The 22075-nt window shown below is 68.5% G+C and carries 18 protein-coding genes; 4 read left to right on the forward strand and 14 right to left on the reverse strand.

Translation table 11 applies throughout. The features are described 5' to 3' along the window. Window positions 1-28: 28 nt before the first annotated feature. Genes FNZ56_RS01530 through FNZ56_RS01535 form a run of 3 tightly spaced genes read right to left on the reverse strand, consistent with a single transcriptional unit; the run spans window position 29 to window position 2257 of the window. Window positions 29-673: a putative 2OG-Fe(II) oxygenase gene (locus FNZ56_RS01530; protein WP_185970763.1), complete on the reverse strand. Its 645-nt coding sequence runs from the start codon at window positions 671-673 to the stop codon at window positions 29-31. Window positions 674-731: 58 nt separating this feature from the next. Further along, a complete protein-coding gene (locus FNZ56_RS12815) occupies window positions 732-1700 on the reverse strand; it encodes a hypothetical protein (protein WP_185970764.1) in 969 nt (322 codons plus the stop codon). Continuing rightward, on the reverse strand, window positions 1697-2257 hold the full coding sequence (locus FNZ56_RS01535) for an RNA polymerase sigma factor (RefSeq protein WP_143878165.1): 561 nt from the start codon (window positions 2255-2257) through the stop codon (window positions 1697-1699). Before FNZ56_RS01535 ends, FNZ56_RS12815 begins: the two co-directional genes overlap by 4 nt. Window positions 2258-2418: 161 nt before the next feature. Here FNZ56_RS01535 and FNZ56_RS01540 point away from each other — a divergent pair, with 161 nt between their 5' ends. Continuing rightward, a complete protein-coding gene (locus FNZ56_RS01540) occupies window positions 2419-5361 on the forward strand; it encodes a sensor domain-containing diguanylate cyclase (protein WP_246064651.1) in 2943 nt (980 codons plus the stop codon). Window positions 5362-5364: 3 nt separating this feature from the next. Here the strand turns inward: FNZ56_RS01540 and FNZ56_RS01545 are convergent, their stop codons facing one another. The 5 genes from FNZ56_RS01545 to xseA form a co-directional block, all read right to left on the reverse strand. Further along, on the reverse strand, window positions 5365-7092 hold the full coding sequence (locus tag FNZ56_RS01545; protein WP_143878166.1) for a vWA domain-containing protein: 1728 nt from the start codon (window positions 7090-7092) through the stop codon (window positions 5365-5367). Window positions 7093-7229: 137 nt separating this feature from the next. Further along, complete coding sequence (locus tag FNZ56_RS01550; RefSeq protein ID WP_143878167.1) at window positions 7230-7496, reverse strand: hypothetical protein; 267 nt, start codon at window positions 7494-7496, stop codon at window positions 7230-7232. A gap of 54 nt (window positions 7497-7550) precedes the next feature. Continuing rightward, window positions 7551-8120 (reverse strand): hypothetical protein, encoded by a 570-nt coding sequence (locus FNZ56_RS01555; RefSeq protein ID WP_143878168.1) that lies wholly within the window; start codon window positions 8118-8120, stop codon window positions 7551-7553. A 96-nt stretch (window positions 8121-8216) separates the two neighbouring features. Next, entirely contained in the window at window positions 8217-9653 is a 1437-nt protein-coding gene (locus tag FNZ56_RS01560; RefSeq protein ID WP_143878169.1) for an aldehyde dehydrogenase family protein, read from the reverse strand. 123 nt (window positions 9654-9776) lie between these two features. After that, the gene (gene xseA / locus FNZ56_RS01565; RefSeq protein WP_143878170.1) at window positions 9777-11114 is read right to left on the reverse strand and encodes an exodeoxyribonuclease VII large subunit; all 1338 of its coding nucleotides are present in this window, start codon (window positions 11112-11114) and stop codon (window positions 9777-9779) included. Between the two features lie 156 nt (window positions 11115-11270). Between xseA and ispG the strand changes: the two genes are divergently transcribed. Together ispG and FNZ56_RS01575 are read left to right on the forward strand one after the other, a co-directional pair. Then, the gene (ispG, locus tag FNZ56_RS01570) at window positions 11271-12506 is read left to right on the forward strand and encodes a flavodoxin-dependent (E)-4-hydroxy-3-methylbut-2-enyl-diphosphate synthase (RefSeq protein WP_246064760.1); all 1236 of its coding nucleotides are present in this window, start codon (window positions 11271-11273) and stop codon (window positions 12504-12506) included. Further along, window positions 12487-13188: a phosphatase PAP2 family protein gene (locus FNZ56_RS01575; protein WP_407070504.1), complete on the forward strand. Its 702-nt coding sequence runs from the start codon at window positions 12487-12489 to the stop codon at window positions 13186-13188. Before ispG ends, FNZ56_RS01575 begins: the two co-directional genes overlap by 20 nt. A 22-nt stretch (window positions 13189-13210) precedes the next feature. Here the strand turns inward: FNZ56_RS01575 and FNZ56_RS01580 are convergent, their stop codons facing one another. The 3 genes from FNZ56_RS01580 to FNZ56_RS01590 form a co-directional block, all read right to left on the reverse strand. Further along, on the reverse strand, window positions 13211-13813 hold the full coding sequence (locus FNZ56_RS01580; RefSeq protein ID WP_143878173.1) for a hypothetical protein: 603 nt from the start codon (window positions 13811-13813) through the stop codon (window positions 13211-13213). Between the two features lie 3 nt (window positions 13814-13816). Continuing rightward, window positions 13817-15226 carry a pectinacetylesterase family protein gene (locus tag FNZ56_RS01585; RefSeq protein ID WP_221933311.1) on the reverse strand — a complete coding sequence of 470 codons (1410 nt, stop codon included), beginning with the start codon at window positions 15224-15226 and terminating at the stop codon, window positions 13817-13819. Window positions 15227-15338: 112 nt separating this feature from the next. After that, complete coding sequence (locus FNZ56_RS01590) at window positions 15339-16229, reverse strand: GGDEF domain-containing protein (RefSeq protein WP_185970765.1); 891 nt, start codon at window positions 16227-16229, stop codon at window positions 15339-15341. Window positions 16230-16307: 78 nt separating this feature from the next. Here FNZ56_RS01590 and FNZ56_RS01595 point away from each other — a divergent pair, with 78 nt between their 5' ends. Continuing rightward, window positions 16308-19046: a serine/threonine-protein kinase gene (locus FNZ56_RS01595; RefSeq protein WP_143878176.1), complete on the forward strand. Its 2739-nt coding sequence runs from the start codon at window positions 16308-16310 to the stop codon at window positions 19044-19046. Between the two features lie 3 nt (window positions 19047-19049). Here the strand turns inward: FNZ56_RS01595 and FNZ56_RS01600 are convergent, their stop codons facing one another. The 3 genes from FNZ56_RS01600 to FNZ56_RS01610 are packed head-to-tail and all read right to left on the reverse strand — an operon-like array spanning window position 19050 to window position 22074. Continuing rightward, on the reverse strand, window positions 19050-19919 hold the full coding sequence (locus FNZ56_RS01600) for a DMT family transporter (protein ID WP_143880227.1): 870 nt from the start codon (window positions 19917-19919) through the stop codon (window positions 19050-19052). Between the two features lie 53 nt (window positions 19920-19972). Continuing rightward, the gene (gene murB / locus FNZ56_RS01605) at window positions 19973-21022 is read right to left on the reverse strand and encodes a UDP-N-acetylmuramate dehydrogenase (protein WP_143878177.1); all 1050 of its coding nucleotides are present in this window, start codon (window positions 21020-21022) and stop codon (window positions 19973-19975) included. After that, window positions 21019-22074: a quinone-dependent dihydroorotate dehydrogenase gene (locus FNZ56_RS01610; protein WP_143878178.1), complete on the reverse strand. Its 1056-nt coding sequence runs from the start codon at window positions 22072-22074 to the stop codon at window positions 21019-21021. Before FNZ56_RS01610 ends, murB begins: the two co-directional genes overlap by 4 nt. Window position 22075: the final 1 nt, after the last annotated feature.

Here is a 22075-nt window from a genome sequence, read left to right on the forward strand (position 1 = left end):
GAATGGGTTGGGGCCGGATCGGCGCGATTCAAGCGCGCACGAACGCGCAGTTGAACGCGACCGTGATCCGCTCGCCCTCGCCAACGAACGGCGTGACGTGGTGCAGCAGGTGCGAAGGAAACAGCACGAGCTGGCCGGGTTCGAGGACGTAGCCCGCGTGCTGCACGTTGAACGGCGGCCGCAGCGTTTCGTTGCCGAGGTCGGTGTGCATCGCCGCGGTGGCGGACGGATGCAGGAACGTCAGCTTGCCGCCGTCCGGCGCATCCGGGTCCGCATGGCCGGCATCGACGCAATACACGCCCGACCACGAGGCGTTGGGGTGGTTGTGGATGCCGAACCAGCCGTTGCGGCGGGTGACGTGGAACCAGGATTCGACGGCCAGGCGCCATTGCCGCATGGCGTCGGGCGGATGCCCGTTGAGCGCCTGGACCAATTGCAGCACGCGCGACATGCAGAACTCGCGCAATTCGGCGATTTCGGGTTCCGGCCACTGGAACAGGTCGAAGCGGCTTTCGAACAGGGCGCCGTTGCGCTCGGTGTAAGGCGCCGGGTTGCGGAACGCATCGCGTTCGCGCTGCAGGAACAAGTCGCGCAGGGACGCGTTGAGCGGCCCGGGCGCGGGATGCGCGTCGAACGCGAACGGCGTCGCGAACATCGGCTGGATGCGGGGCAAGGGCGGGCTCCGGTTGGCGCCGGCCATGGTAGTGCGGATCGCGCGCTGCGTCCCCGGCTCAGGGCGTCGTGAAGCGCTGCAGGTCCTCGGGCAGCGCGTATTTCGGGTAGCGGCGGCGGAATTCGGCGAGGCTGTTGCGCGCGGCCTCGGTTTCGCCCGCGGACAGCAATTCGCGGATGCGCTGCAGCCAGGCATCGCGTACCTGCGGCGAATCGGCGGTGGCCGGCGGTTCCTGGTCGAGCACCGCGCGCGGCACGCCGTCTTCGGCGGCGGCATCGGCTACGGCGGCGGCGTCGACGCGCCCCGTTCCGAAGGCGTCGTCCCGCCGGATCCTGCTGCCGGTGGTTTCGATGCGGTCGAGCGTTCGCGCCTCTTCCTTCGCACGCGCGGGTTCGAAGGCCTCGGGTGCCGCCGCAGCGGCAGGGGGCTGCGATTTGGCGGCCTGCATGGTCGAAGCCGCCGGCGCAGCCATGGCGTTCGCGGCTGGTTTCTGCGCCACGGCAGGGGCGGGCGGCGGTGGCGGTGCAGGCGGAGGCGCCTGCGTGTCCATCGGCGATGGTTCGTCGAACGCAACCGCTGGCTCGGGTGGCGGCGATACCTTGTCGGCGGCGGCCGCGGATTCGCGTTCGGTCGGGACCGGCTTCGACAGTACCTGCGCCGGCGGCGATCGCATCCGCCGATACACGGCATCCGCTGCCGCCGGTGGCTGTGGCGAAGCGGTTCGCGCAGGGGGTTCGATCATGCGCACCGCGGAGACGGAAGTGTCTTGCGCGGCAGGTGCGCGGTGCGGCAACGGCCGCAGCCGCCATGCGATGCCGACGGCGAGCACCAGCGTGGCGGCGATGGACATGCCCGCGATCCAGCGCGGTCGCGGGCGTCGCGATGCCCGCGCGGGTTCGATCGCGGCGCGTGCCGCGGCGAGGATGCGCGCATCCAGTTGCGGCGACGGGCCGGGCAGGGCGTCGCGCGCGAGCAGGTCGGCCAGCGCGCGCTCGTCGGCGTCCAGCGGATCGGGCCTGCGGTTCATGGCGCCAGCCTCGCGCGCAGTTTGTCCATGGCGTAGCGCAGCCGCGACTTCACCGTCTCGCGGCCGACGCCGGTGATCTCCGCGATTTCCTCCAGCGAGAGTTCGCGTTCCAGCCGCAGCACCAGCACTTCGCGTTGTTCCTCCGGCAGTTCGTCCATCGCCAGTTGCAGCCGCCTGCGTTGTTCGAAGTCGGAAAGGATGCGCTCGGGCGTGTGAGGATCGGGCACGCGCGCAGCGCGCTCGTCCGCATCCGCCGGTGCCGGCGGCCTGTGCTTCGCCGCGCGCCAGTGGTCATTGAGGCGGTTGTGGGCGATGCGGTAGAGCCAGGTCGCGAACAGGGCGTCGGGACGCCAGCTCGCGCGCGCGGCGATCACGCGCTGCCACACGTCCTGGAACATTTCGTCGGCCAATGCGGGATCCCGCAGCTGGCGCAGCAGGAAGCGATGCAGCGGCGCGCGGTGGCGCGCATACAGCGATTCGAACGCGGTCGCGGTCCCGCCTGCCCAGGCCAGCATCAGGGATTCGTCGCTGTCCGTGGCCGGCACCGGGGCATCCATGGCCAGCAGCGTAAGCGTTGGGCGGCGCGCTTTGAAGCGAGGCGCGGGCCACCGGGCGGGGGCGCCCCGCCGGTCGAGGACGGCGGACATGTCCATGGAAACGTTCCGGAACCGTGGAAGGGGTTGCCGCCAGGCGCCGTGCCTCGCGTTATCCTGCCGCGATGAACGGGAGCGCGCGCGCGCCGGCGGACCTGCATCCGGTCGCCGGGGGGACAGCCGAATTGCCGATGCTGCAGGGGCTCGCCGAAGTCCTGGCGGGCATGCTGCCGACCGGCTCGAAGCTGGTGCTGCACTGGCGCGACGCGCACGGGCACACCGGCATGTCCGCCGTCGCCGGCACGCCCGAAGCCCTGCGCGAACAAGCCGTGGCCGCGCTGGAAGGCTGCGACCAGGGGCGGCATCGTTCGCGCGGCGGCACCGACATCGAGGACGTGTGGGAAGAAGCCGGGCTGCGGATCGCGGTCGCGGCCCGGTCGAAGGCGCCATTGACCGACGAAACCCGCAGCGCCTGGCTCGCGGTGGCGCGGCGCACCGTCGCGGCGGCGCTGGCCTCCGAACGCTCGCAGGCGCGGATCGAGGCGCTGGTGAAGGCGCAGCGCCTGCAGCGCGCGCTGTACGAGATCGCCGACCTCGCCGGTTCCGGGCTGGAAATGCCCGACATGCTGGCGCGCATCCATGCCGTGGTCGGCGGGCTGATGCCGGCCGAGAACTTCTACATCGTGCTGTACGACGACGAAGCCAGGACCGTGCGCTTCCTGTACTTCGCCGACGCGATGGACACCTTCGTCGCCGACCCCGAACAGGCGCTGCCGCTGAGCGAGATGAGCAACAGCCTGACCGTGGCGCTGTTGAACCATGGCAAGCCGCTGGTCGGGCCTTCGGAGGAGCTGCGCAGCGAACTCGGCGTGCCGCGCGACCCGCAGCACGGCCCGGACAGCGCCGACTGGCTCGGCGTGCCGCTGCTGCGCGACGGCCGCGTCTGCGGCGCGATCGTGGTGCAGAGCTACGACGTGCCCTCGCGCTACAGCGGCGAGGAACAGGCGCTGCTGGAATACGTCGCCCAGCACATCCTCACCGCGCTGGACCGCAAGAACGCGCAGGTCGAACTCGAGAACCGGGTGCGCGAGCGCACGCGCGACCTGCAACGGGCCAACGACGAACTGCAGGCCGAGATCGTCGAGCGCCAGCGCGCCGAGCAACTGCAGCGCGCGCTGTACCGCATCACCGAACTCTCGGTCATCGCCGGCAGCCTGGAGCGGTTCTACGCCGAGGTGCACGCGATCGTCGGCGAGCTGCTGTACGCGCGCAATTTCTACATCGCGCTGATGAGCGCGGACGGGCAACTGCTGGAATTCCCCTACATCGTCGACGAACGCGACGTGGTCTCGCGCACGCGCAAGCCGGCCAAGGGCCTGACCGAATACGTGATGTTCACCGGCGAACCGCTGCTGGCCGACCGCGCGCGCATCGACGCGTTGCACGGGGAAGGCAAGGTGCAGAGCGTCGGCGCGCACGCGCGCTGCTGGCTGGGCGTGCCGCTGGTGCGCGACGACGACGTGGTCGGCGTGATCGCGGTGCAGAGCTACACGCCGGACATCGCGTTCACCGAGCGCGACCAGGAACTGCTGACCTTCGTCGCCCACCACATCGGCGGTTCGCTGGAGCGCAAGCGTGCGCAGGAACACATCAAGGTCGCGCACGCGGAGCTGGAATCGCGGGTGGAATCGCGCACCAGCGAGCTGGCCGAGGCCAACCGCCAGTTGCGCGCGCAGATCGGAGAACGCGTCCGCGCCGAGCAGCGCCTCACCCACCAGGCGCGCCACGACGACCTGACCGGCCTGCCGAACCGCGCGCACCTGATCGAGCAGCTCGACGCGGCGATCGAGCGCGCGCGCGACGGCGACGATTCGCGGTTCGCGATGCTGTTCCTCGACCTCGACCGCTTCAAGCTGGTCAACGACAGCATCGGCCACGCCTCCGGCGACGACATGCTGATCGAGGTCGGGCGGCGCATCTCCGGCGTGCTCGGCAAGCACGACACCGTCGCGCGCCTCGGCGGCGACGAATTCGCGGTGCTGCTCGAACGCATGCCTTCGCCCGTGCACGCGGAAGAAGTCGCGGCGCAACTGCTTGGCGTCCTCGGGCAACCGATGGTCGTCGCCGGGCGCGAGCTGTTCCCCTCGGCCAGCATCGGCATCGCCCTGTGGGGCCCCGGCTACGAACGCGGCGAGGAGCTGCTGCGCGACGCCGACGCGGCGATGTACCGCGCCAAGTCCGGCGGGCGCGACCGCAGCATGCTGTTCGACGCGCAGATGCGCGCCGAGGCGCTGCGCCTGCTCGACCTCGAGGCCGACCTGCGCCGCGCGATCAACCGCGAGGCGTTCGAACCGTGGATGCAGCCGATCGTGCGCCTGTCCGACGGCGAGGTGGTCGGGCACGAGGCGCTGCTGCGCTGGAACCACGAACAACAGGGGCCGCTGTCGCCGGACGCCTTCATCGGCGTGGGCGAGGACAACGGCCTGATCGAGCAGGTGGACTGGCTGATGTACCGGCGCGTGTTCGAATGGCTGGCCTCGCACGAAGGCGGCGGCTACGTCTCGATCAACGTCTCGCCCTCGCACTTCCGTTCCGAGGATTTCGCCTCGCGCCTGCTCGGGCTGGTGTCGGCCTGCGGCGCCGACCCGAACCGGCTGCGGATCGAGATCACCGAGGTCACCCTGCTCGACGACGCGCCGCGTGCGCTGCGCACCCTGAACGAGTTGCGCGAGAACGGCGTTTACGCGCTGCTGGACGATTTCGGCACCGGCTTCTCGGCCCTGTCCTACCTGCACCGCTTCCCGATCCAGTGCCTGAAGATCGACCGCAGCTTCGTCGCCGGGCTGGAAGGCGAATCGCACATGGAAAGCCTGGCGCTGATCCGCGCGATCCTCGCGCTGGCGGCGACGCTGGGCATCGACGCGGTCGGCGAGGGCGTGGAAACCGCCTACCAGAGCGACACCCTGCGCGACCTCGGCTGCGTCTACGGCCAGGGTTTCCTGTTCGGGCACCCGCAGCCGGTGTCGCCGCCGGCATTGCATTATCCCGACGACGACGCAGCGGCCTGAACCTCAGTCGCCGATGGCGACGTCGACCGTCGTCGCCTTCCCGTTTGTGATCGAACGCGCGGCATCGACCAGCGTCGCGAACTCCGCGCGCTCGCCGTCCGGATCGCCGCCGGTCGAGGAATGCGCGCTGCGGGCGATGTCGTTCCAGTTCCAATTGCCGAGGTGCGTTCCACCACGCAGCGCATCCGCATACGCGGCCACGGAAGCGGCGAAGCGCAACGTCGGGCTCGGTTGCGCATGCAGCGAAGACGCGAGGATAGCCGTGTCGATCAACCGGCTCGCATCCTCGCCCGGACGCTTGTAACGCAGGCGCAGGTCGGCGATTTCGTTCGCCTTCGCACCCGTCGATGCGGTCGTCGATCCGCCATAACGCAGCGGCGGCAACTGTTCCGCGCCGGAACCGACCGGCGTGAGTTCGTACAAGGCGGTGACTTCGTGGCCCGCGCCGATGTCGCCGGCATCGACCTTGTCGTTGGCGAAATCCTCGCGCCGCAGCGCGCGGTTCTCGTAGCCGATCAGGCGGTATTCCGCCACCTGCGCGGGATTGAACTCGACCTGGATCTTCACGTCCTTGGCGATCGTCAGCAGCGTGCCGCCCATCTGCCGCACCAGCACCTTGCGCGCCTCGTCCACGCTGTCGATGTAGGCGTGGTTGCCGTCGCCGACATCGGCGAGGCGTTCGGCCATCTGGTCGTTGTAGTTGCCTTCGCCGAAGCCGAGCGTGGTCAGCGCGATGCCGGACTTGCGCTGGTCGCCGACCAGCGTTTCCAGCGCATCCTGGTCGACGGTGCCGACGTTGAAATCGCCATCGGTGGCGAGGATCACGCGGTTCACGCCACCCTTGACGAAGGCCTGCTTGGCCATCGCGTAGGCGAGGCGGATCCCGTCGCCGCCATTGGTGCTGCCGCCGGCCTGGAGCCGATCCAGCGCGGCGAGGATTTCGCCCTGCCTGTCGCCGCTCGTGGGTTCGAGCACGAGGCCCGCGGAACCGGCATAGACGACGATGGACACGCGATCCTGCGGCCGCAGTTGCCGCACCAGTTGCGCGAACGCCTGCTTGAGCAGCGGCAGCTTGTCGGGTTCGTCCATCGAGCCGGAGGTGTCGATGAGGAACACGAGGTTGGCCGGCGGAATCGTCGCCTTGGGCACGTCGTAGCCCTTGATGCCGACCATCAGCAGCTGGTGTTTCGCGTTCCACGGCGCGGGCGCGAGTTCGGTGGTGACGCGGAAGGGCGTGGCGAGCGAATCCGGCGCGGGATGGCCGTAGCGGAAGTAGTTGATCATTTCCTCGGCGCGCACGGCGTCGGCGGGCGGACGTGTGCCTTCGCGCAGCATGCGGCGGACGTTGGCGTAGCTGCCGGTGTCGACGTCGATGGAGAAGGTGGAAACGGGTTCCTCGCTGGCGCGGTGCACGGGGTTGTCGGCGTGCGCGGCGTATTTCTCGGTGTTGGCGGGCTGCCAGTAGCCGGAAGGCGGGGGCGGTGGCGCGGCCGGGGCGTAGGCGTAGGCCTGCATCGGCGCGGCCTTGGCGCGCATGGCGCCGCTGGTCAGTTCGACGCGGTCGAGGGTCTTGGCTTCGGCTTCGTCGGCGAGGACGGGGGGTTCGGGCTGGTTGGAGGCTGCGATGGCGCCGGCATCGCGGCGGGTGTCGGCCTGTTCGTTGCCGGTGGTGGAGCAGGCGGAGAGGGCGATGGTGCAGAGCAGGGCGGTGCAGAGGGCGGTGCGTTGCATGGCGGTCTCCCGGGGTGGACGGGAGTTGCGAACGCGGGTGGGGTGAAAGTGGGGTTAGACACTGTCGCCCAATTTTTTGCGGTGATGGCTGGGCTTGAGTGTCAGTCGTAGGGAAGCGGGCTCAGTGTGGGCGAGCGTCAGGTTTTGTCATCAGGGGCTTGCAGTCGCTTGGCTGCGCGATAGCAAAGCCAGAACGATACGAAGGAGAGTGCTGCAAAAATGAGCACGATCAAGATCCCGCCCCACTCACCTTGAAGCACCGTAGTCGCCGCCAGCATCACTGCAAGCAGCAGGAATGCACAGCCTGCCAGGCACATGGCTGCTGCCACGAAAAAATTCGAGGCGCGATCGGGAACTGGAATTCCGATGCTGGATAGGATTGTTCCGATGAGATCGCCGATCATGAATCCTAGTGCCTGAGTTCGACTGCACCGCAAGGCTGCGGCTTGAATGAATTGTTAGGGAATAACTGCCTTAATTGATTGCCATTGTGTATAGGTAGTCGCAAGTGGGGCGAGTATTGCAACTACGAAGGGAAAGATTTGATCTACGAAATGCGGAGAAACAACGGCAACATGGAACGCTGCTTTCGCCTTTGCACTCAAAGTCTCCGGAAGAGAAAACTCCTTGAGAACTTTCGTGTCCATACCGGCCCGAGTATTGGCGAACCGCTCTACTATCTTGAAGCGTCTTGCGGACGAATCGAGGTCTACAGCACGAGTTTGCAAAGCATTTGGATCTATTTTCTGCGCTTGTAGGTTGAACCATAAACGAAGATGATTGTGGTACGTGAGACTAATCTTGCGTGCATTGTTAGTGGACCAGTATTGAAAGTAGCGCAGCAAAAAGTAGAGCCAGCTGATCCATGCGACGGCTATAAGAACACTTGGATTGCCCACTACTAGGTCTGTGCCAAGAATGCCGACTTTGGCAATCTTGACATCTGCAAAGTCAAAAACGATCAGGGCCACGCTGATGAGTATCAGGTTGCGCCTATGCTTCTGCAGGTCTTCGTCGAAATCCGCCATTTCTACCTAACTACAGATAAACCCGTTCTGGGGCGACGAATGATCCTGCGCGCGCTCCAACGCCGCGGTCAAGAAACCCCAGATTTCGCTGACGACTCACCGCGGCGGGTCGCGCAGCACCAGCAGCCTTGGTTCGGTCATGTCCGCAATCGCGCTGCGCACGCCCTCGCGGCCGATGCCCGACAGCTTCACGCCGCCGTAGGGCATGTTGTCCACGCGGAAGCTCGGCACGTCGCCGACGATCACGCCGCCGACTTCCAGCCCATCCCAGGCCTGCATCGCGTGCGACAACTCGCCGGTAAACACGCCGGCCTGCAGCCCGAAATCGCTGTCGTTGACGCGGGCAATCGCCTCGCCGAAATCATCGAAGGCTTCGAGGAACGCGACCGGCCCGAAAGCTTCCTTGCGGTACAGGTCGCTGTCGCGCGGCACGTTTTCCAGCAATGCCGCCGGGAGCATGTTGCCCTTGCGCTTGCCACGCACCAGCGGCTTCGCGCCGCCGGCGATGGCCGCGTCCATCCACGCATCGACGCGCTGCGCCGCATCCTCGTCGATCATCGGGCCGATGAAGGTCTTCTCGTCGCGCGGATCGCCCATGCGCAGCTTCGCCACCGCGGCTTTCAGCTTCTTGCGCAACTTGTCGTAAATCGCCGCATGCGCGTAGATGCGCTGCACGCCGATGCAGCTCTGCCCGGACTGGTAATACGCACCGAACACCAGGCGTTCGACCACCGCGTCCAGCGGCTCGCCCGGATCGGCGTCGACGATGCAGGCCGCGTTGCCGCCGAGTTCCAGCACCACCTTCTTGCGGCCTGCGCGCGCCTTCAGGTCCCAGCCGACCAGTCCGCCGGTGAAGCTCAACAGCGCGATGCGTTCGTCCTCGACCAGTATGCCCGCATCCTCGTTCGAACAAGGCAGGATCGAGAACGCGCCTTTCGGCAGGCCGGTTTCGGCCAGCACTTCGCCGATGATCAGCGCGCCGATGGGCGTTTTCGCCGCGGGCTTGAGCACGAACGGACAGCCGGCCGCGATTGCCGGTGCGACCTTGTGCGCGACCAGGTTGAGCGGGAAGTTGAATGGGGTGATGAAGGCGCAGGCGCCGACCGGCACGCGCTTGACCATGCCGCGATAGCCGCGGGTGCGCTTGGAGATCTGCAGTTCCAGCACCTCGCCGTCGATGCGCGTGGCCTCGCCCGCGGCGATGCGGAAGGTGTCGATGAGCCGCGTCACTTCGCCGCGCGAATCGTGGATCGGCTTGCCGGCCTCGATGCACAGCGCCAGCGCGAGTTCCTCGCTGCGTTCGCTGAATCGCCGGACGCAGTGTTCGAGCACGTCGCGGCGCGCGTCCGGCGGGAACGCGGCCATGGCTTCGCGTGCCTTGTGCGCGGCGACCACGGCCTTGCGCACGGTCGCGCGATCCGCGAAGGCGACCCTGGTCGCCTTCTTGCCGGAATACTTGTCGAGCACGACCAGGTCGGTATTGGCCGCGACCGGCTTGTTGGCGAGGTAGTAGGGATAGGACTTGGCGAGCATCGCGGTCTCCTTTGCGGGCAGCATCGCGCCGTGTGCGTTAACGCCCTGTAGGAGCGGATTTTGTGGGAGCGGCTTACAGCCGCGACGCTTTTTCGCAAGGTCTATCGCGGCTGTAAGCCGCTCCTACAAAGGCTTGTCGCCCTCGACCCGCAATTTCAGCAGGCCATCGGCGACGGTGGCCTTGAGCGCGCTGCCGACCGGCGCATCGCCGGTGCCGCGCACGATGCGGCCGTCCTCGCGGCGCAGGATGGCGTAGCCGCGCGCGACGGTGGCCAGCGGGCTCACCGTTTCCAGCGAACGCGCGAGGCCGCGCAGGCGCAGGGCTTCGTGCTGCAACTGGCGCGCGACCGCGGATTGCGGGCGCCCGCGCAGCGCGAACAGGCGTTCGCGCAACTGGGCGAGGCGGCGTTCGGGCCGCGATCCGCGCAGCACCGCGCCGGCATGGCGCAGGCGGGCGATGCGCTGTTCCAGCGCGCGCAACAGGCTCGCATCCATGCGCTGCTTCAATTCGGCTTCGCGCCGGCGCAGCAGGGCGAAGCGCGCCTGCGGATGCAGCGCCTGCAGGCGCAGCCAGGCGCGATCCGCACGTTGCGCGGCCTGGCGCTGGCGGTTGCCGTGTGCGGAGGCGAGCGTGCGCGAGAGTCCGGACAAGCGCGCACGCAAATCCACGCGGTTCGGCACCAGCAATTCCGCCGCGACCGAGGGCGTCGGCGCGCGCAGGTCGGCGACGAAATCGGACAGGCTGAAATCGGTCTCGTGGCCGATCGCGGACACGACCGGAACCGGCGATGCGGCGATCGCGCGCGCGAGTTGTTCGTCGTTGAACGCCCACAGGTCCTCGAGCGAACCGCCGCCGCGGGCGATCAGCAGCACGTCGTAGCGTTCGGACTGGATCGCGCGCGCCAGCATGCCGCGGATCTGCGCCGCCGCGGTCGCGCCCTGCACCGGCACCGGCAGCACGTCGATTTCCGCCAGCGGCAGGCGCCGCGCGAGCACGCTGAGCACGTCGCGCACCACCGCGCCGGACGGCGAGGTGAGCAGGCCGATGCGGCGCGGGAAGGCGGGCAGGGCACGCTTGCGTTCGGCGTCGAACAGGCCCTCGGCGGCGAGCTTCGCCTTCAATTCCTCGAGCGCGCGGCGCAAAGCGCCTTCGCCAGCTTCCTCCATGTGATCCAGCACCAGCTGGTAGTCGCCGCGCGCCTCGTACAGGGTGAGCCGACCGCGCGCGAGCACGCGCAGGCCGTCGCGCGGCTGGAACTTCAGCCAGGTGCTCTTGGGCTTGAACATGGCGCAGCGCACTTGCGCGCGTTCATCCTTGAGCGAGAAATACAGGTGCCCGGACGCGGGCCGCGCGACGCCGCCCAGCTCGCCTTCGACCCAGATCGCCGGGAACGCGCCTTCCAGCAGGTCGCGGGCGAGGGTGTTGAGCTGGCTGGGGGTCAGGATGTCGCGGGTTTCCATGCGCGCATCGTAGTGCGTTTACCCCTCTCCCGCCTTCGGCACCCTCTCCCTCAAGGGGAGAGGGAAAGCACCGTGGCAAGGGGAGAGGGGAAGGGCAGGTAAAATGCGCGCATGAACGACGAAGCCGTTTCCGCCAATACCGCGCCCTGCGCCGGCATGTTCGGTCCTGCGCCGCGGCGCGCGACGCGCCAGGTGCGCATCGGCAAGGTGCGCGTGGGCGGCGATGCGCCGGTGGTGGTGCAGTCGATGACCAATACCGACACCGCCGACGTCGCATCCACCACGAAGCAGGTCGCCGAACTGTGGCGCGCGGGTTCCGAACTCGTGCGCGTCACCGTCAACACGCCCGAGGCCGCGGCCGCGGTGCCACGCATCGTCGAGAAGCTGGCGATGATGGGCGTGGAAGTGCCGATCATCGGCGACTTCCATTACAACGGGCACCAGCTGCTGGCGAACGAACCGGCCTGCGCCGAGGCGCTGGCGAAGTACCGCATCAACCCCGGCAACGTCGGTTTCGGCAAGAAGCGCGACACGCAGTTCGCGCAGCTGGTCGAGTTCGCGATCCGGCACGGAAAGCCGGTGCGGATCGGCGCGAACTGGGGCTCGCTCGACCAGGCGCTGGCCGCGAAGCTGATGGACGAGAACCACGCGCTTGCGGTTCCGCTCGATGCCGCGGAAGTGCTGCGCGAGGCGCTGATTCGTTCCGCGCTGGATTCGGCGGCGCGCGCGGTCGAGATCGGCCTGCCCGCCGACCGCATCATCCTCAGCGCGAAAGTCAGCGGCGTGCAGGAACTGGTCGCGGTCTATCGCGAAATGTCCAGGCGCAGCGATTTCGCGCTGCACCTCGGCCTGACCGAAGCCGGCATCGGCAGCAAGGGCATCGTCGCCTCCAGCGCGGCGCTCGGCGTGCTGCTGCAGGAAGGCATCGGCGACACCATCCGCATTTCGCTCACGCCCGAGCCGGGGCAATCGCGCACCACCGAGGTAATCGTCGCGCAGGAACTGCTGCAGACCATGGGCCTGCGCGCGTTCACGCCGATGGTGACGGCGTGTCCCGGTTGCGGTCGCACCACCAGCAGCTTCTTCCAGGAACTGGCGAAGACGGTGCAGGAACACGTGCGCGCGAAGATGCCGGAATGGAAAGTGACGCATCCGGGCGCGGAGAACCTGACGCTGGCGGTGATGGGCTGCGTGGTCAACGGACCGGGCGAATCGCGCCACGCCAACATCGGCATTTCGCTGCCGGGCACGGGCGAAGCGCCGTCCGCGCCGGTGTTCGTCGATGGCGAAAAGACCGTCACCCTGCGCGGCGAGCACATCGCGCGCGAATTCGTCGCGCTGATCGACGGTTATGTCGAACGGAAATTCGCGGCTGCCACGCGGCCCGGCTGAAGCCGCCGCCGTCCTCGCCGAGGACGCACGCTTCGGCATCGGCACCTTGCGTCGCCATGGCTGGCGGATCGCGCTGCTGTTCGTGCTGGTGTTGCTGCCGCTGTGGGGCTTCGGCGAACTGGCCGAGGACGTGCACGCGGGCGAGGTCTTCTCCTTCGACCGCCCGCTGCTCGAGTTCGCGCATTCGATCGCGTCGCCGGGATCGGACGCGCTCGCATTGCTGCTCGCGAAGGCCGGCTACGCCTACGGCGTGGTGCCATTCGATGTCGCGCTGGTGCTGTTCCTCGCACTGCGGCGCAGGAAGCGAGAGGGCCTGTTCGCCGGCATCGCGCTCGGCGGTTCGGCGTTGCTGAACCTCGGCGCGAAGCATTTCTTCGGCCGCGCGCGACCCGATCTCTGGCTGTCGCTGGCGCCAGAAACCAGTTTCAGTTTCCCCAGCGGGCATGCGATGGGTTCGATGACGCTGGCGATCGTGCTTTCGCTGCTGGCGTGGCATACACGCTGGCGTTGGCCGGTGCTGATCGCCGCGCTCGCATTCGCGCTGGCGGTCGGCGCCTCGCGGGTCTACCTCGGCGTGCATTTCCCGTCCGACATCCTCGCCGGCTGGGCCGCGGCGGTGGCATGGGCGGTCGGCGTCTACGCAGTGGTGTTCCGCGGCACGCTGCGGCCGTGGGTGCATTGAACCCGACCGGGCCAACGACGCCTCAGTGGCCGTCGAAGGCGAGTTCGCGTTCCCGCTGCAGGCGCTCGCGCAGGTATTCGTCGCGGGTCAGGCCGCCGGGAATGGTCGTCATCGCCATGACTTCGGCCACCACCGCCTTCTCGCGCGCCTTGTAGCGCTGCATGCGCGGGTCGGCATTCTGCTGCGCGACGAACGCCGCTTCGCGCCGCGCCGCATCCGCGCGGTAGCGTTCGGCAAGAGCAGCCAGCCGCGCCTTCTGCTCCTCCTCGCTGCCGGAACCGGCCTCGATCAAGGCGGCGCGCAGCAGCACCGTCTCGCCGGCGGAGAGTTCGCCGGACTGTTCGCGCGCTTCTATCTGCGTTTCCAGCGCCTGCGCGCGGCGCTCGCGTTCGCCGGCCGGGAGTTTCGAGGCATCGCGCACGAAGTCGCGCGCGTCGCGTTCGAAGCGCTGTTGCCCGAGCCATTCGCGCGCCTGCGGGGTGTTTTCAAGTGCCCGGATCCGCGCCTGCGACGACGCATTCGCGGGACCGGCTTGCACCGACGCGCGCGGGGCAGGGCGTTCGCCGCAGCCCGTCGCCAGCAACACGCTCGCGACGAACACGATACCGAGTGCGACGCGCGCCACCGATTACCCCAGGAACTTGTCGACCAGCCAGTACAGCAGGTTGAAGGGCTTGTCGCGATCGGCTTCGTCGCTCTGCTCGCTGGCGTCGAGTACCTTGCCCTGGCCGTCGAGCACGCTGTCGATGAAGTCCGACAGTTCGAATTCCTGTTCCTGGATGTCGCCGTTCTGGAAGTCGACGATCGTGGTGCAGTGGCTGTCGTTGAGGTCGCGGTACTGCGGGAAGTAGCCGCCGAAATTGTCGAGGCCGTTCAAGCTGGCGGTCAGGCGGGTGGTGTCCTGCGCCCATTTCGCGTGGATCAGCGCTTCCTTGGTGGCCTCGTCCGGGGCGTTCTCGATTTCCGGGAAGAAGCGTTCGTAGGAATACGCCGAATAATTCAGGTCCTGCCAGAAATGCGTGTGGCCGAGCCGGTCGTGCGGGTATTTCGCGGCCAGCGCCGGATAGATCGAACCGAGCTGGTCGAGGTCGAACAGCGGCATTTCCGCCGCCAGCGTCTGCAGCGGGCCGTTCGGCGCGTCCAGTCCCCACGCGGCGCGGATCTGTTCCTGCAACGGCAGTTGCGGGTATTCCTCCGGATCGGCGCCGCGCGGCGCGTCGAAGATCGGGCCGGAATCGTCGAGCAGGTAGGCGTAGCTCGGCGCCATGTCGCGGCGCAACACGGCGTAGTTGGTGAGGCTGCCGGCGCCGCCGGCGCTGCAGCCGGTGGACAGCATCTGCGTAGGCCGCTCCAGGTTGTCCTTCAGCCAAGCCACCACCGCGCGGTCGTTGCGCAGGCCGTTGTGGTGCCAGACCAGCGGTTCCGCCTCGCCGGTCGGATCCTCGTACACGGCGACCTTGTCGCCGCTGTAGATGTCGCCGGTGCAGTAGGGCACGTAGACCATGTTCCACTGCTGCGTCTTGACCGAATCGAACAGGCTCACGCGGGTGATGAACGGCGTGACCAGGCTGGCGCCCGGGTTGAGGATGCTCATGTAGTCGTCGGGGATGCCGTTCGGATTGCGCGCGCCGCGCACGCCGTCCTTGCCGCTGCAGCTGTCGTAATCCCAGCAGGCGCCGCCGCCTTCCATGTACACGATGGTGTTGCGCGTGTTCGGCACGCGGTTGACGAAGAACTTGTACGGCGAGCCGTTGCCGCAGGTGGCGCCGGTTTCCGGCGACATCTGCACCGTCTGCCACTTGCCGTATTCGCCGGGATCGAAACCGTCGTCGAAATCGGCGGGATTGGACAAGAGTGGATACGCGCCCTCGCGCTGTGCCGGCGTGACCGGGTTGTCGGCGCCGGGTGGATGGACCAGGTTGATCAGCGTTCGCAAGAGGCCGTAGTCGCCTTCCTCGGCATGCGCGGGGTGCGCGATGCCCGCGGCGAGCGCGGCGGTGGCGACGGCGAGCGCGAGCGGATGGTTGCGAACGGCCATGGGCATCTCCCTCTGGTATGCGGGTGGCGTGTCTTCTTGGTGCTGCGGTTCCCCGGTTCCGCCGGACAGCTAATACCCGCTCGCGGCGGCGGTCAAGCCCGCGGTGGCGCGATCAGGAATCGACGTAGACCCGGTTGCGGCCTTCGCTCTTGGCGCGATACAGCGCGGCGTCGGCCGCGGCCATCAGCGTGGAACGCGAATCGCGGCCGAAGCCGAGCGCGGCGATGCCGATGCTGACGGTGATGCGCCTGGGTTCGCCGCCGGGCGCGAACGCCGCCGCGGCGACGGCCTCGCGCAGCCGTTCCGCGAACGCGGTGGCGGCGACGAGGTCGCACTCGGGCAGCAGCAGCGCGAATTCCTCGCCGCCGATGCGCGCCGGCAGGTCCTCGCCGCGCGCGTGTTGCCGCACCAGCGCGCCGATTCTCCGCAATACCTCGTCGCCGGAGTTGTGGCCGTAGCGGTCGTTGACCGGCTTGAACAGGTCGACGTCGAGGATGCACAGCGCGAGCGGCCGCGCATGGCGGATGGCGCGCGCGATTTCCTTGTCCGCCATCTCGGTGAAGTGGCGGCGGTTGTACAGCTCGGTCAGCGCGTCGTGGGTGGCGAGTTGGTAGATCTCCTCGTGGTATTGCGCTTCCACGCTGTCCTGGCTGATGAACTTCAGGATGCATTCGCCGAGCGTGATCTGGTCGCCGTCGGCCAGCGCCGCGTCGCCCTGGATGCGGCAGTCGTTGACCCGCGTGCCGTTGGTCGCGCCGAGGTCGCGGATGCGGTAGGCGTTGCCGTCGCGCCAGATCCGGCAGTGTTCGCGCGAAACGCTCCTGTGCGGGATGGACAGGTCCGATTCCGGCGCGCGGCCCACCACGATCGGCGCGTCGCCGATGTCGGCGCGCCGGCCGAGGCTCTCGCCGTGGATCACCACCACGCAGGCCGAACGCGGCGCCGGCCGCAACGGGCCGTCGCTGAAGGCAGTGCGCTGCGTGGTGTCGTGGTCGGTGTCCATGCCTGGCATGCGATCGGCGCGACGAGTGTAGCGTCTGCGGCCGGGGCGGGCGCTAGAATCGGTCGCGGGGGATTCGCCATGCAAGGCTCGCACGAAGATCCGGAGCGCACCGAGCTCCTCGCCACGCGTTCGCCGGCCGCAGGCACGCAAGCGGCGGAAGGCGAGGCATTGCCGGCGGGCGCGCGCCTGGGCCGCTATCGCATCGAATCGCTGCTCGGGCGCGGCGGCATGGGCGATGTCTATCGCGCCGAACAGCTGGAACCGGTACGGCGCACGGTCGCGCTGAAGCTGCTGCGCGCGCAGCGGCTGGATGCGCGCCACCTGGCGTATTTCGAAGTCGAACGCCAGTTGTTGGCGCAGATGCGGCACCCGGCCATCGCCCAGGTCTACGACGCCGACACCACGGCGGACGGGCATCCGTTCTTCGCGATGGAATTCATCGCCGGCAGCCCGATCACCCGCTTCTGCGACGAACGTTCCTTGCCGCTGGACGAACGCGTCGCGCTGTTCATCCGCGCCTGCGAAGGCGTGCAGCACGCGCACCAGAAGGGCGTGATCCACCGCGACCTGAAGCCGGGCAACCTGCTGGTGGACGAAGTCGACGGCCGCGCGCTGCCCAAGATCATCGATTTCGGCATCGCCACCGCGACCTCGCTCACCGAGGACCGCGACGCCGCCGGCACGCCGGATTACATGAGCCCGGAACAGGCCGGCGGCGACCAGTCGCTGGTCGACACCCGCAGCGACGTGTACGCGCTCGGCGTGGTCCTGTGCGAACTGCTGACCGGGCAACGCCCCGCGTCCGCGGGCGAAACCGTCACCGGCCAGGGACGCACCCTGCGCCTGCCGTCGGAACAGTTGTCGACGCTGTCGCCGCAGGACGCGGAGCGCTTCGTGCGCGAACACGGCCAGCCGCCGGCGCGCATGCGCAAGTTGCTGCGCGGCGAACTCGACTGGGTCGTGGCCAAGGCGATGCGCCACGACCGCAACGACCGCTATGCCTCCGCCGCCGCGCTGGCCGACGACCTGCAACGCTTCCTCGACGGGCGCCCGCTGTTGGCGGTTCCGCCATCGCGTCGCTACGTGCTGGCGAAATTCGCGCAGCGGCACCGGGTCGGCATCGTCGCCGGCGCGGTGGTGTCGCTGGCGCTGGTCGCGGGCCTGGCGATGTCGGTGTACGGCCTGTTGCAGGCGCGCGCGCAACGCGCCATCGCCGAACAGCGCAGCGCGCAGCTGGAAAAGGTGGCCGCGTTCCAGCAGTCGATGCTCGAGGGCATCGACGTCGAATCCATGGGCATCGGCATGGCCGACGGGCTGCGCAGGCAGGTCGAACACGATTCGCCGCAGGACGCACCGGCGTTCGAACGCGGGCTGGCGCAGGCCAGCACCGCCGACATCGCGCGTGGCCTCATCGACCACGACATCCTCGCCAACGCCGAGCGCGCGATCGGTCGCGATTTCGACGCCGAACCGGCGCTCGCCGCGGACCTGCGCGAATCGGTCGCCCGCGTGCGCATCGCGCTCGGATTGCCGCAGGCCGCCGCAGCGGGTTTCGCCCAGGTCGCCGACTACCGCGCGAAAACGCTGGGCGCGCATGCGCCGGAAACGCTGAAGGCGCGCCAGGAACAGGCCGGCGCGCTGCTCGACGCGGCCGATCCGAAGCAGGCGCTGGCGCTGGCGCAATCCTCGCTGCGCGATGCGGCCTCGCTGCCGCCGCGCGATGACGTGCGCATCCGCCTGCGCATGGACGAAGCCGAGGCGATCTCCGCGCTCGGCGACCGGCCACGCGCGCGCAAGCTGCTGGAGGCATTGCGCGGCGACAGCCTCGAACTGCGCGGAGAAGGCGATCCGGCGACGATGGAAGTCACCAACAACCTCGCGATCCTGCTCGGGCGGATGGGCGAATCGAAGGCGGGCCGCGACCTGCTCGAGAAGCTGGTGCCGCTGCGCATCCGCATCCTCGGCAAGGACGATGCCGACACGTTGTCGTCGCTGCACAACCTCGCGGTCATGCGCATCATGACCGGCGACAAGGACGGCGCGGTGGCGCTGCAGCGCGGCCTGGTGGAAACGCAAACGCGTCGGCTCGGCGCCGAACACCCGCAGACCCTGGCCGAGCGCGGCAACCTGTCGAACATGCTGATCGATAGCGGCAAGGCGAAGGAGGCATTGCCGATCGCGACCGCGGTGCTGGACGCCGACACGCGCGTGCTCGGCGCCGAACACCCGCAGACCGTGCGCGCCAAACTCAACCTGTCCAGCCTGTACGCGCGGCTCGGCCAGTTCGACAAGACCCTGGCGATGCAGCAGGAAATGATCGACACGCGCACGCGACTGCTCGGGCCCAGGCACCCCGACACGCTGTACATCATGGTCAACCGCGCCGGCACGCTGCACCAGGCGAAGCGTTCGAAGGAATCGCTGGCGATGCTGCAATGGCTGCTGCCCGAGGTGCGCGAGGTGCTGGGTCCGCAACATCCGCAGACGCAGGCGGCGTTGCAGGTGCAGGCCGACGACGCCGACGACCTGGGCGACACCAGGCTGGAGATCGCGTCCTATCGCGAACTGCTCGATGCGCGTGCCGCGGCACTGGGCGCCGACGATCCGCGCACGGTCGACGCGGCCTGGAACCTGGAAGGCCTGTTGCGCGATGGTGGCGACGCCGCCGCTGCCGACGTGGTGCGCAAGCGCTACGTCGAGCCACTGCTCGCGGCCAAGCCCGACACGCTGTCCGAAGGCCAGGCGAAGATGGCGGAAAACATCCGCAAGACCGAAGCCGAGGAAGCCGCGTCCGCCGCGCACGCCGTGGCGAAGTGAGCTTCAGGTGCCCGGTTCGGCGGCCTTGCAGGGCGCGATGCTCACGTGCCGCTTCGACAATCGCGATTCGCGATGGGCGATGTAGGCGTTGGCGACGAAGATGATCGCCGCGCCGAGCACGGTCCAGCGGTCGATGTCTTCATCGAACAGCAGCCACGCCAGCGCCGCGACCAGCGGCAACTGCATGAAGCTGATCGGGGTGAGCGCGGAGACTTCGCCGAGCTTGAGCGCGCGCGTCCACAGCAGCTGGCCGCCGGTGCCGAACACCCCGATGGCCACCAGCCACAGCCAGGCGATGCCCTGCGGCCATTGCCAGGCGAACAGCGCCGGCAGCAGCGATAACGGCACCCAGAACACGTAGGTCCAGAACACGATGGTGTCCGGCGGATCGACGCGCGAAAGCTGCTTGATCTGGATCGCGACCACGCTGCTCAGCACCGCCGCGGCCACGGCGACGAGCGATTCAGCGCTGAAGCCTTCAGTACCCGGGCGCACGATCACCAGCACGCCGACGAAACCGAGCAGCACCGCGGTCCAGCGCCGCCGGCGCACGATTTCGCCGAGCCAGATCGCGGCGAAGATGGTGACGAACAGCGGCGTCGAATACGACAGCGAGATCGCCTGCGCCATCGGCAGGTGGCCGATCGCCCAGAAGCCGCACAGCATCGAACCGATGCCGATCGCGCTGCGCACGAAGTAGCGCGGCAGTTGCCGGGTGCGGAACACGCCGGGTGCGCCGCGCCACAGCAGCGGCAGCAACGCGAGCAGGCCGAACAGGTTGCGGAAGAAGGCGATTTCCGAGGTCGAAAGTCGGTTCGACACCAGCCGGATCACCACCGCCATCAAACCGAACGAGACGGTGCTGGCGAGCATCAGGCCGGCGGCGCGCAGGAAGGGCGTCGGTGCGGGGCGGATGGTGGTTGCGTTCACCAGTTCGCGCCGACGATGCGCGGCTCCGGTTCGATCGCCACGCCGAAGCGTTCGTGCACAGAATCGGCAATGCGCCGCGCGAGGTCGAGCAGTTGCGCGCCGGTCGCGTTCCCGTGATTCACCAGCACCAGCGCGTGCGAAGGCGCGACGCCGGCATCGCCGTCGGCGCTTTCACCAGACCTGTAGCCTTTCCAGCCGCACTGGTCGATCAGCCACGCAGCGGAAAGCTTGCGGGTGTCTTCGCTGCTTCCGCGAAACACCGGAAGCGACGGATGTTCCGCATGCAGCACTTCGGCCTGCGCGACCGGAACGATGGGGTTCTTGAAGAAGCTGCCGGCGTTGCCGAGCGCCGCGGGGTCCGGCAGCTTGCGGCGACGGATGCGGATCACCGCGTCGGCGACCTGCGACGGCGTCGGGTCGGCGATGCCCATCGCCGCGAGTTCCTCGCCGATGCCGGCGTAGTCCAGGCGCAGCGACGGCGAGCGCGGCAGTGCGAATTCCACCGCGGTCACGATGTAATGTTCCGGATCGCGCTTGAACAGCGAATCGCGATAGGCGAAATCGCAGGCGCTTGCGTCGAGGCGGACCATGGCGCCGTTGCTGCGGTCGAAGGCTTCGACCGCATGGATGCGTTCGCGCACCTCCACGCCGTAGGCGCCGATGTTCTGGATCGGCGCGGCGCCGACCGTGCCGGGGATCAGGGCGAGGTTTTCCAGTCCGCACAGGCCTTGCGCCAGCGACCACATCACCAAGTCGTGCCACACCACGCCGGCATCGGCGCGGACGATGGCGTGTTCGCCGCCATCATCGGCGACCCCGATGCCGCGCGTCGCGAGCGAAATCACCGCACCCGGCGGATTTCCCGCGAACAGCAGATTGCTGCCGCCGCCGAGCACCATCGGCGCGGAACCGGCGTATCGCGACAGGACTTCGGGCAGGGCCGCGGCATCGTGCACTTCCACCAGCAATGGCGCGGTCGCGTCCACGCCGAAGGTATTGCGCCCACGCAGCGATGCGTCGCGGAGCTCGCTCCAGGCCGGGGTCATGGCACCGGCACATGCCCGCTGCTCGGCCATTCCTTGCGCCGGCGGATCGCGTCGACGCATTCGTCGATGAGCTTCGGCCCGCGGTAGACCAGTCCGGTGTAGAGCTGGACCAGGGTCGCGCCGGCGGCGGCTTTCTGCGCCGCATCGGCGCCGCCCATGACCCCGCCCACGCCGACCAGCGGGATCGAGTCGGGCAGGCGCGTGCGCAACATGCGCAGCACCGCGGTGGCCTTGTTCATCAGCGGTTCGCCGGACAGCCCGCCGGGTTCGCGCGCGAGCGGGTCGTGTTCGACCGCGATGCGCGACGTGGTGGTGTTGGTGGCGATCACGCCGTCCACCCGCAGGTCGGTGAGCACGCGCCCGGCGGCGTCGATGTCGTCGTCGCTCAGGTCGGGCGCGATCTTGACCAGCATCGGCACGCGCTTGCCGTGCCGTGCGCCGAGTTTTTCCTGCGCCTCGCGCAGCGTGCCGAGCAGCTGCTTGAGCGCCTGCTCCTCCTGCAATTCGCGCAGGCCGGCGGTATTGGGCGAGGAAATGTTGACCGTGACGTAATCGGCCAGCGGATACACGCGCTCGAGGCAATGCAGGTAGTCGCGCACCGCCGATTCGTTCGGCGTGTCCTTGTTCTTGCCGATGTTGATCCCGAGCAGGCCGCCCTTGCGCCGCGCGCGCGAGACGTTCGCGACCAGCGCATCCACGCCGTCGTTGTTGAAGCCGAGCCGGTTGATGATCGCGCGGTGCGTGGGCAGGCGGAACATGCGCGGCTTCGGGTTGCCCGCCTGCGGCCGCGGCGTGACCGTGCCGACCTCGACGAAGCCGAAGCCGAGCGCGAGCAGGGCATCGACGTGCGCGCCGTTCTTGTCCAGGCCCGCGGCGAGCCCGACCGGGTTCGGGAACTGCAAGCCGAACACGCGGGTCGGGAATGGCTGCGGCTTGCGCGCCAGCAGCGGGTTCATGCCGCTGCGGTATGCCGTCTCCAGCGCCGACAGGCCGAGCGCGTGCGCGCGCTCGGCGTCGAGGGCGAACAGGAAGGGGCGGGCGAGGGAGTACATG

It is taken from the genome of Lysobacter lycopersici (assembly GCF_007556775.1).
Classification (GTDB): domain Bacteria; phylum Pseudomonadota; class Gammaproteobacteria; order Xanthomonadales; family Xanthomonadaceae; genus Pseudoluteimonas; species Pseudoluteimonas lycopersici.

Bases quoted from the DNA above. Each gene is read 5' to 3' on its own strand.
- FNZ56_RS01610 (WP_143878178.1), bottom strand. From the start codon at position 22,074: ATGTACTCCCTCGCCCGCCCCTTCCTGTTCGCCCTCGACGCCGAGCGC.
- murB (WP_143878177.1), bottom strand. From the start codon at position 21,022: ATGACCCCGGCCTGGAGCGAGCTCCGCGACGCATCGCTGCGTGGGCGC.
- xseA (WP_143878170.1), bottom strand. From the start codon at position 11,114: ATGGAAACCCGCGACATCCTGACCCCCAGCCAGCTCAACACCCTCGCC.
- FNZ56_RS01560 (WP_143878169.1), bottom strand. From the start codon at position 9,653: ATGCTCGCCAAGTCCTATCCCTACTACCTCGCCAACAAGCCGGTCGCG.
- FNZ56_RS01545 (WP_143878166.1), bottom strand. From the start codon at position 7,092: ATGCAACGCACCGCCCTCTGCACCGCCCTGCTCTGCACCATCGCCCTC.
- FNZ56_RS01585 (WP_221933311.1), bottom strand. From the start codon at position 15,226: ATGGCCGTTCGCAACCATCCGCTCGCGCTCGCCGTCGCCACCGCCGCG.
- FNZ56_RS01555 (WP_143878168.1), bottom strand. From the start codon at position 8,120: ATGGCGGATTTCGACGAAGACCTGCAGAAGCATAGGCGCAACCTGATA.
- ispG (WP_246064760.1), top strand. From the start codon at position 11,271: ATGTTCGGTCCTGCGCCGCGGCGCGCGACGCGCCAGGTGCGCATCGGC.
- FNZ56_RS01590 (WP_185970765.1), bottom strand. From the start codon at position 16,229: ATGGACACCGACCACGACACCACGCAGCGCACTGCCTTCAGCGACGGC.
- FNZ56_RS01540 (WP_246064651.1), top strand. From the start codon at position 2,419: ATGAACGGGAGCGCGCGCGCGCCGGCGGACCTGCATCCGGTCGCCGGG.
- FNZ56_RS01550 (WP_143878167.1), bottom strand. From the start codon at position 7,496: ATGATCGGCGATCTCATCGGAACAATCCTATCCAGCATCGGAATTCCA.
- FNZ56_RS01595 (WP_143878176.1), top strand. From the start codon at position 16,308: ATGCAAGGCTCGCACGAAGATCCGGAGCGCACCGAGCTCCTCGCCACG.
- FNZ56_RS12815 (WP_185970764.1), bottom strand. From the start codon at position 1,700: ATGAACCGCAGGCCCGATCCGCTGGACGCCGACGAGCGCGCGCTGGCC.
- FNZ56_RS01535 (WP_143878165.1), bottom strand. From the start codon at position 2,257: ATGGATGCCCCGGTGCCGGCCACGGACAGCGACGAATCCCTGATGCTG.
- FNZ56_RS01600 (WP_143880227.1), bottom strand. From the start codon at position 19,919: ATGCTCGCCAGCACCGTCTCGTTCGGTTTGATGGCGGTGGTGATCCGG.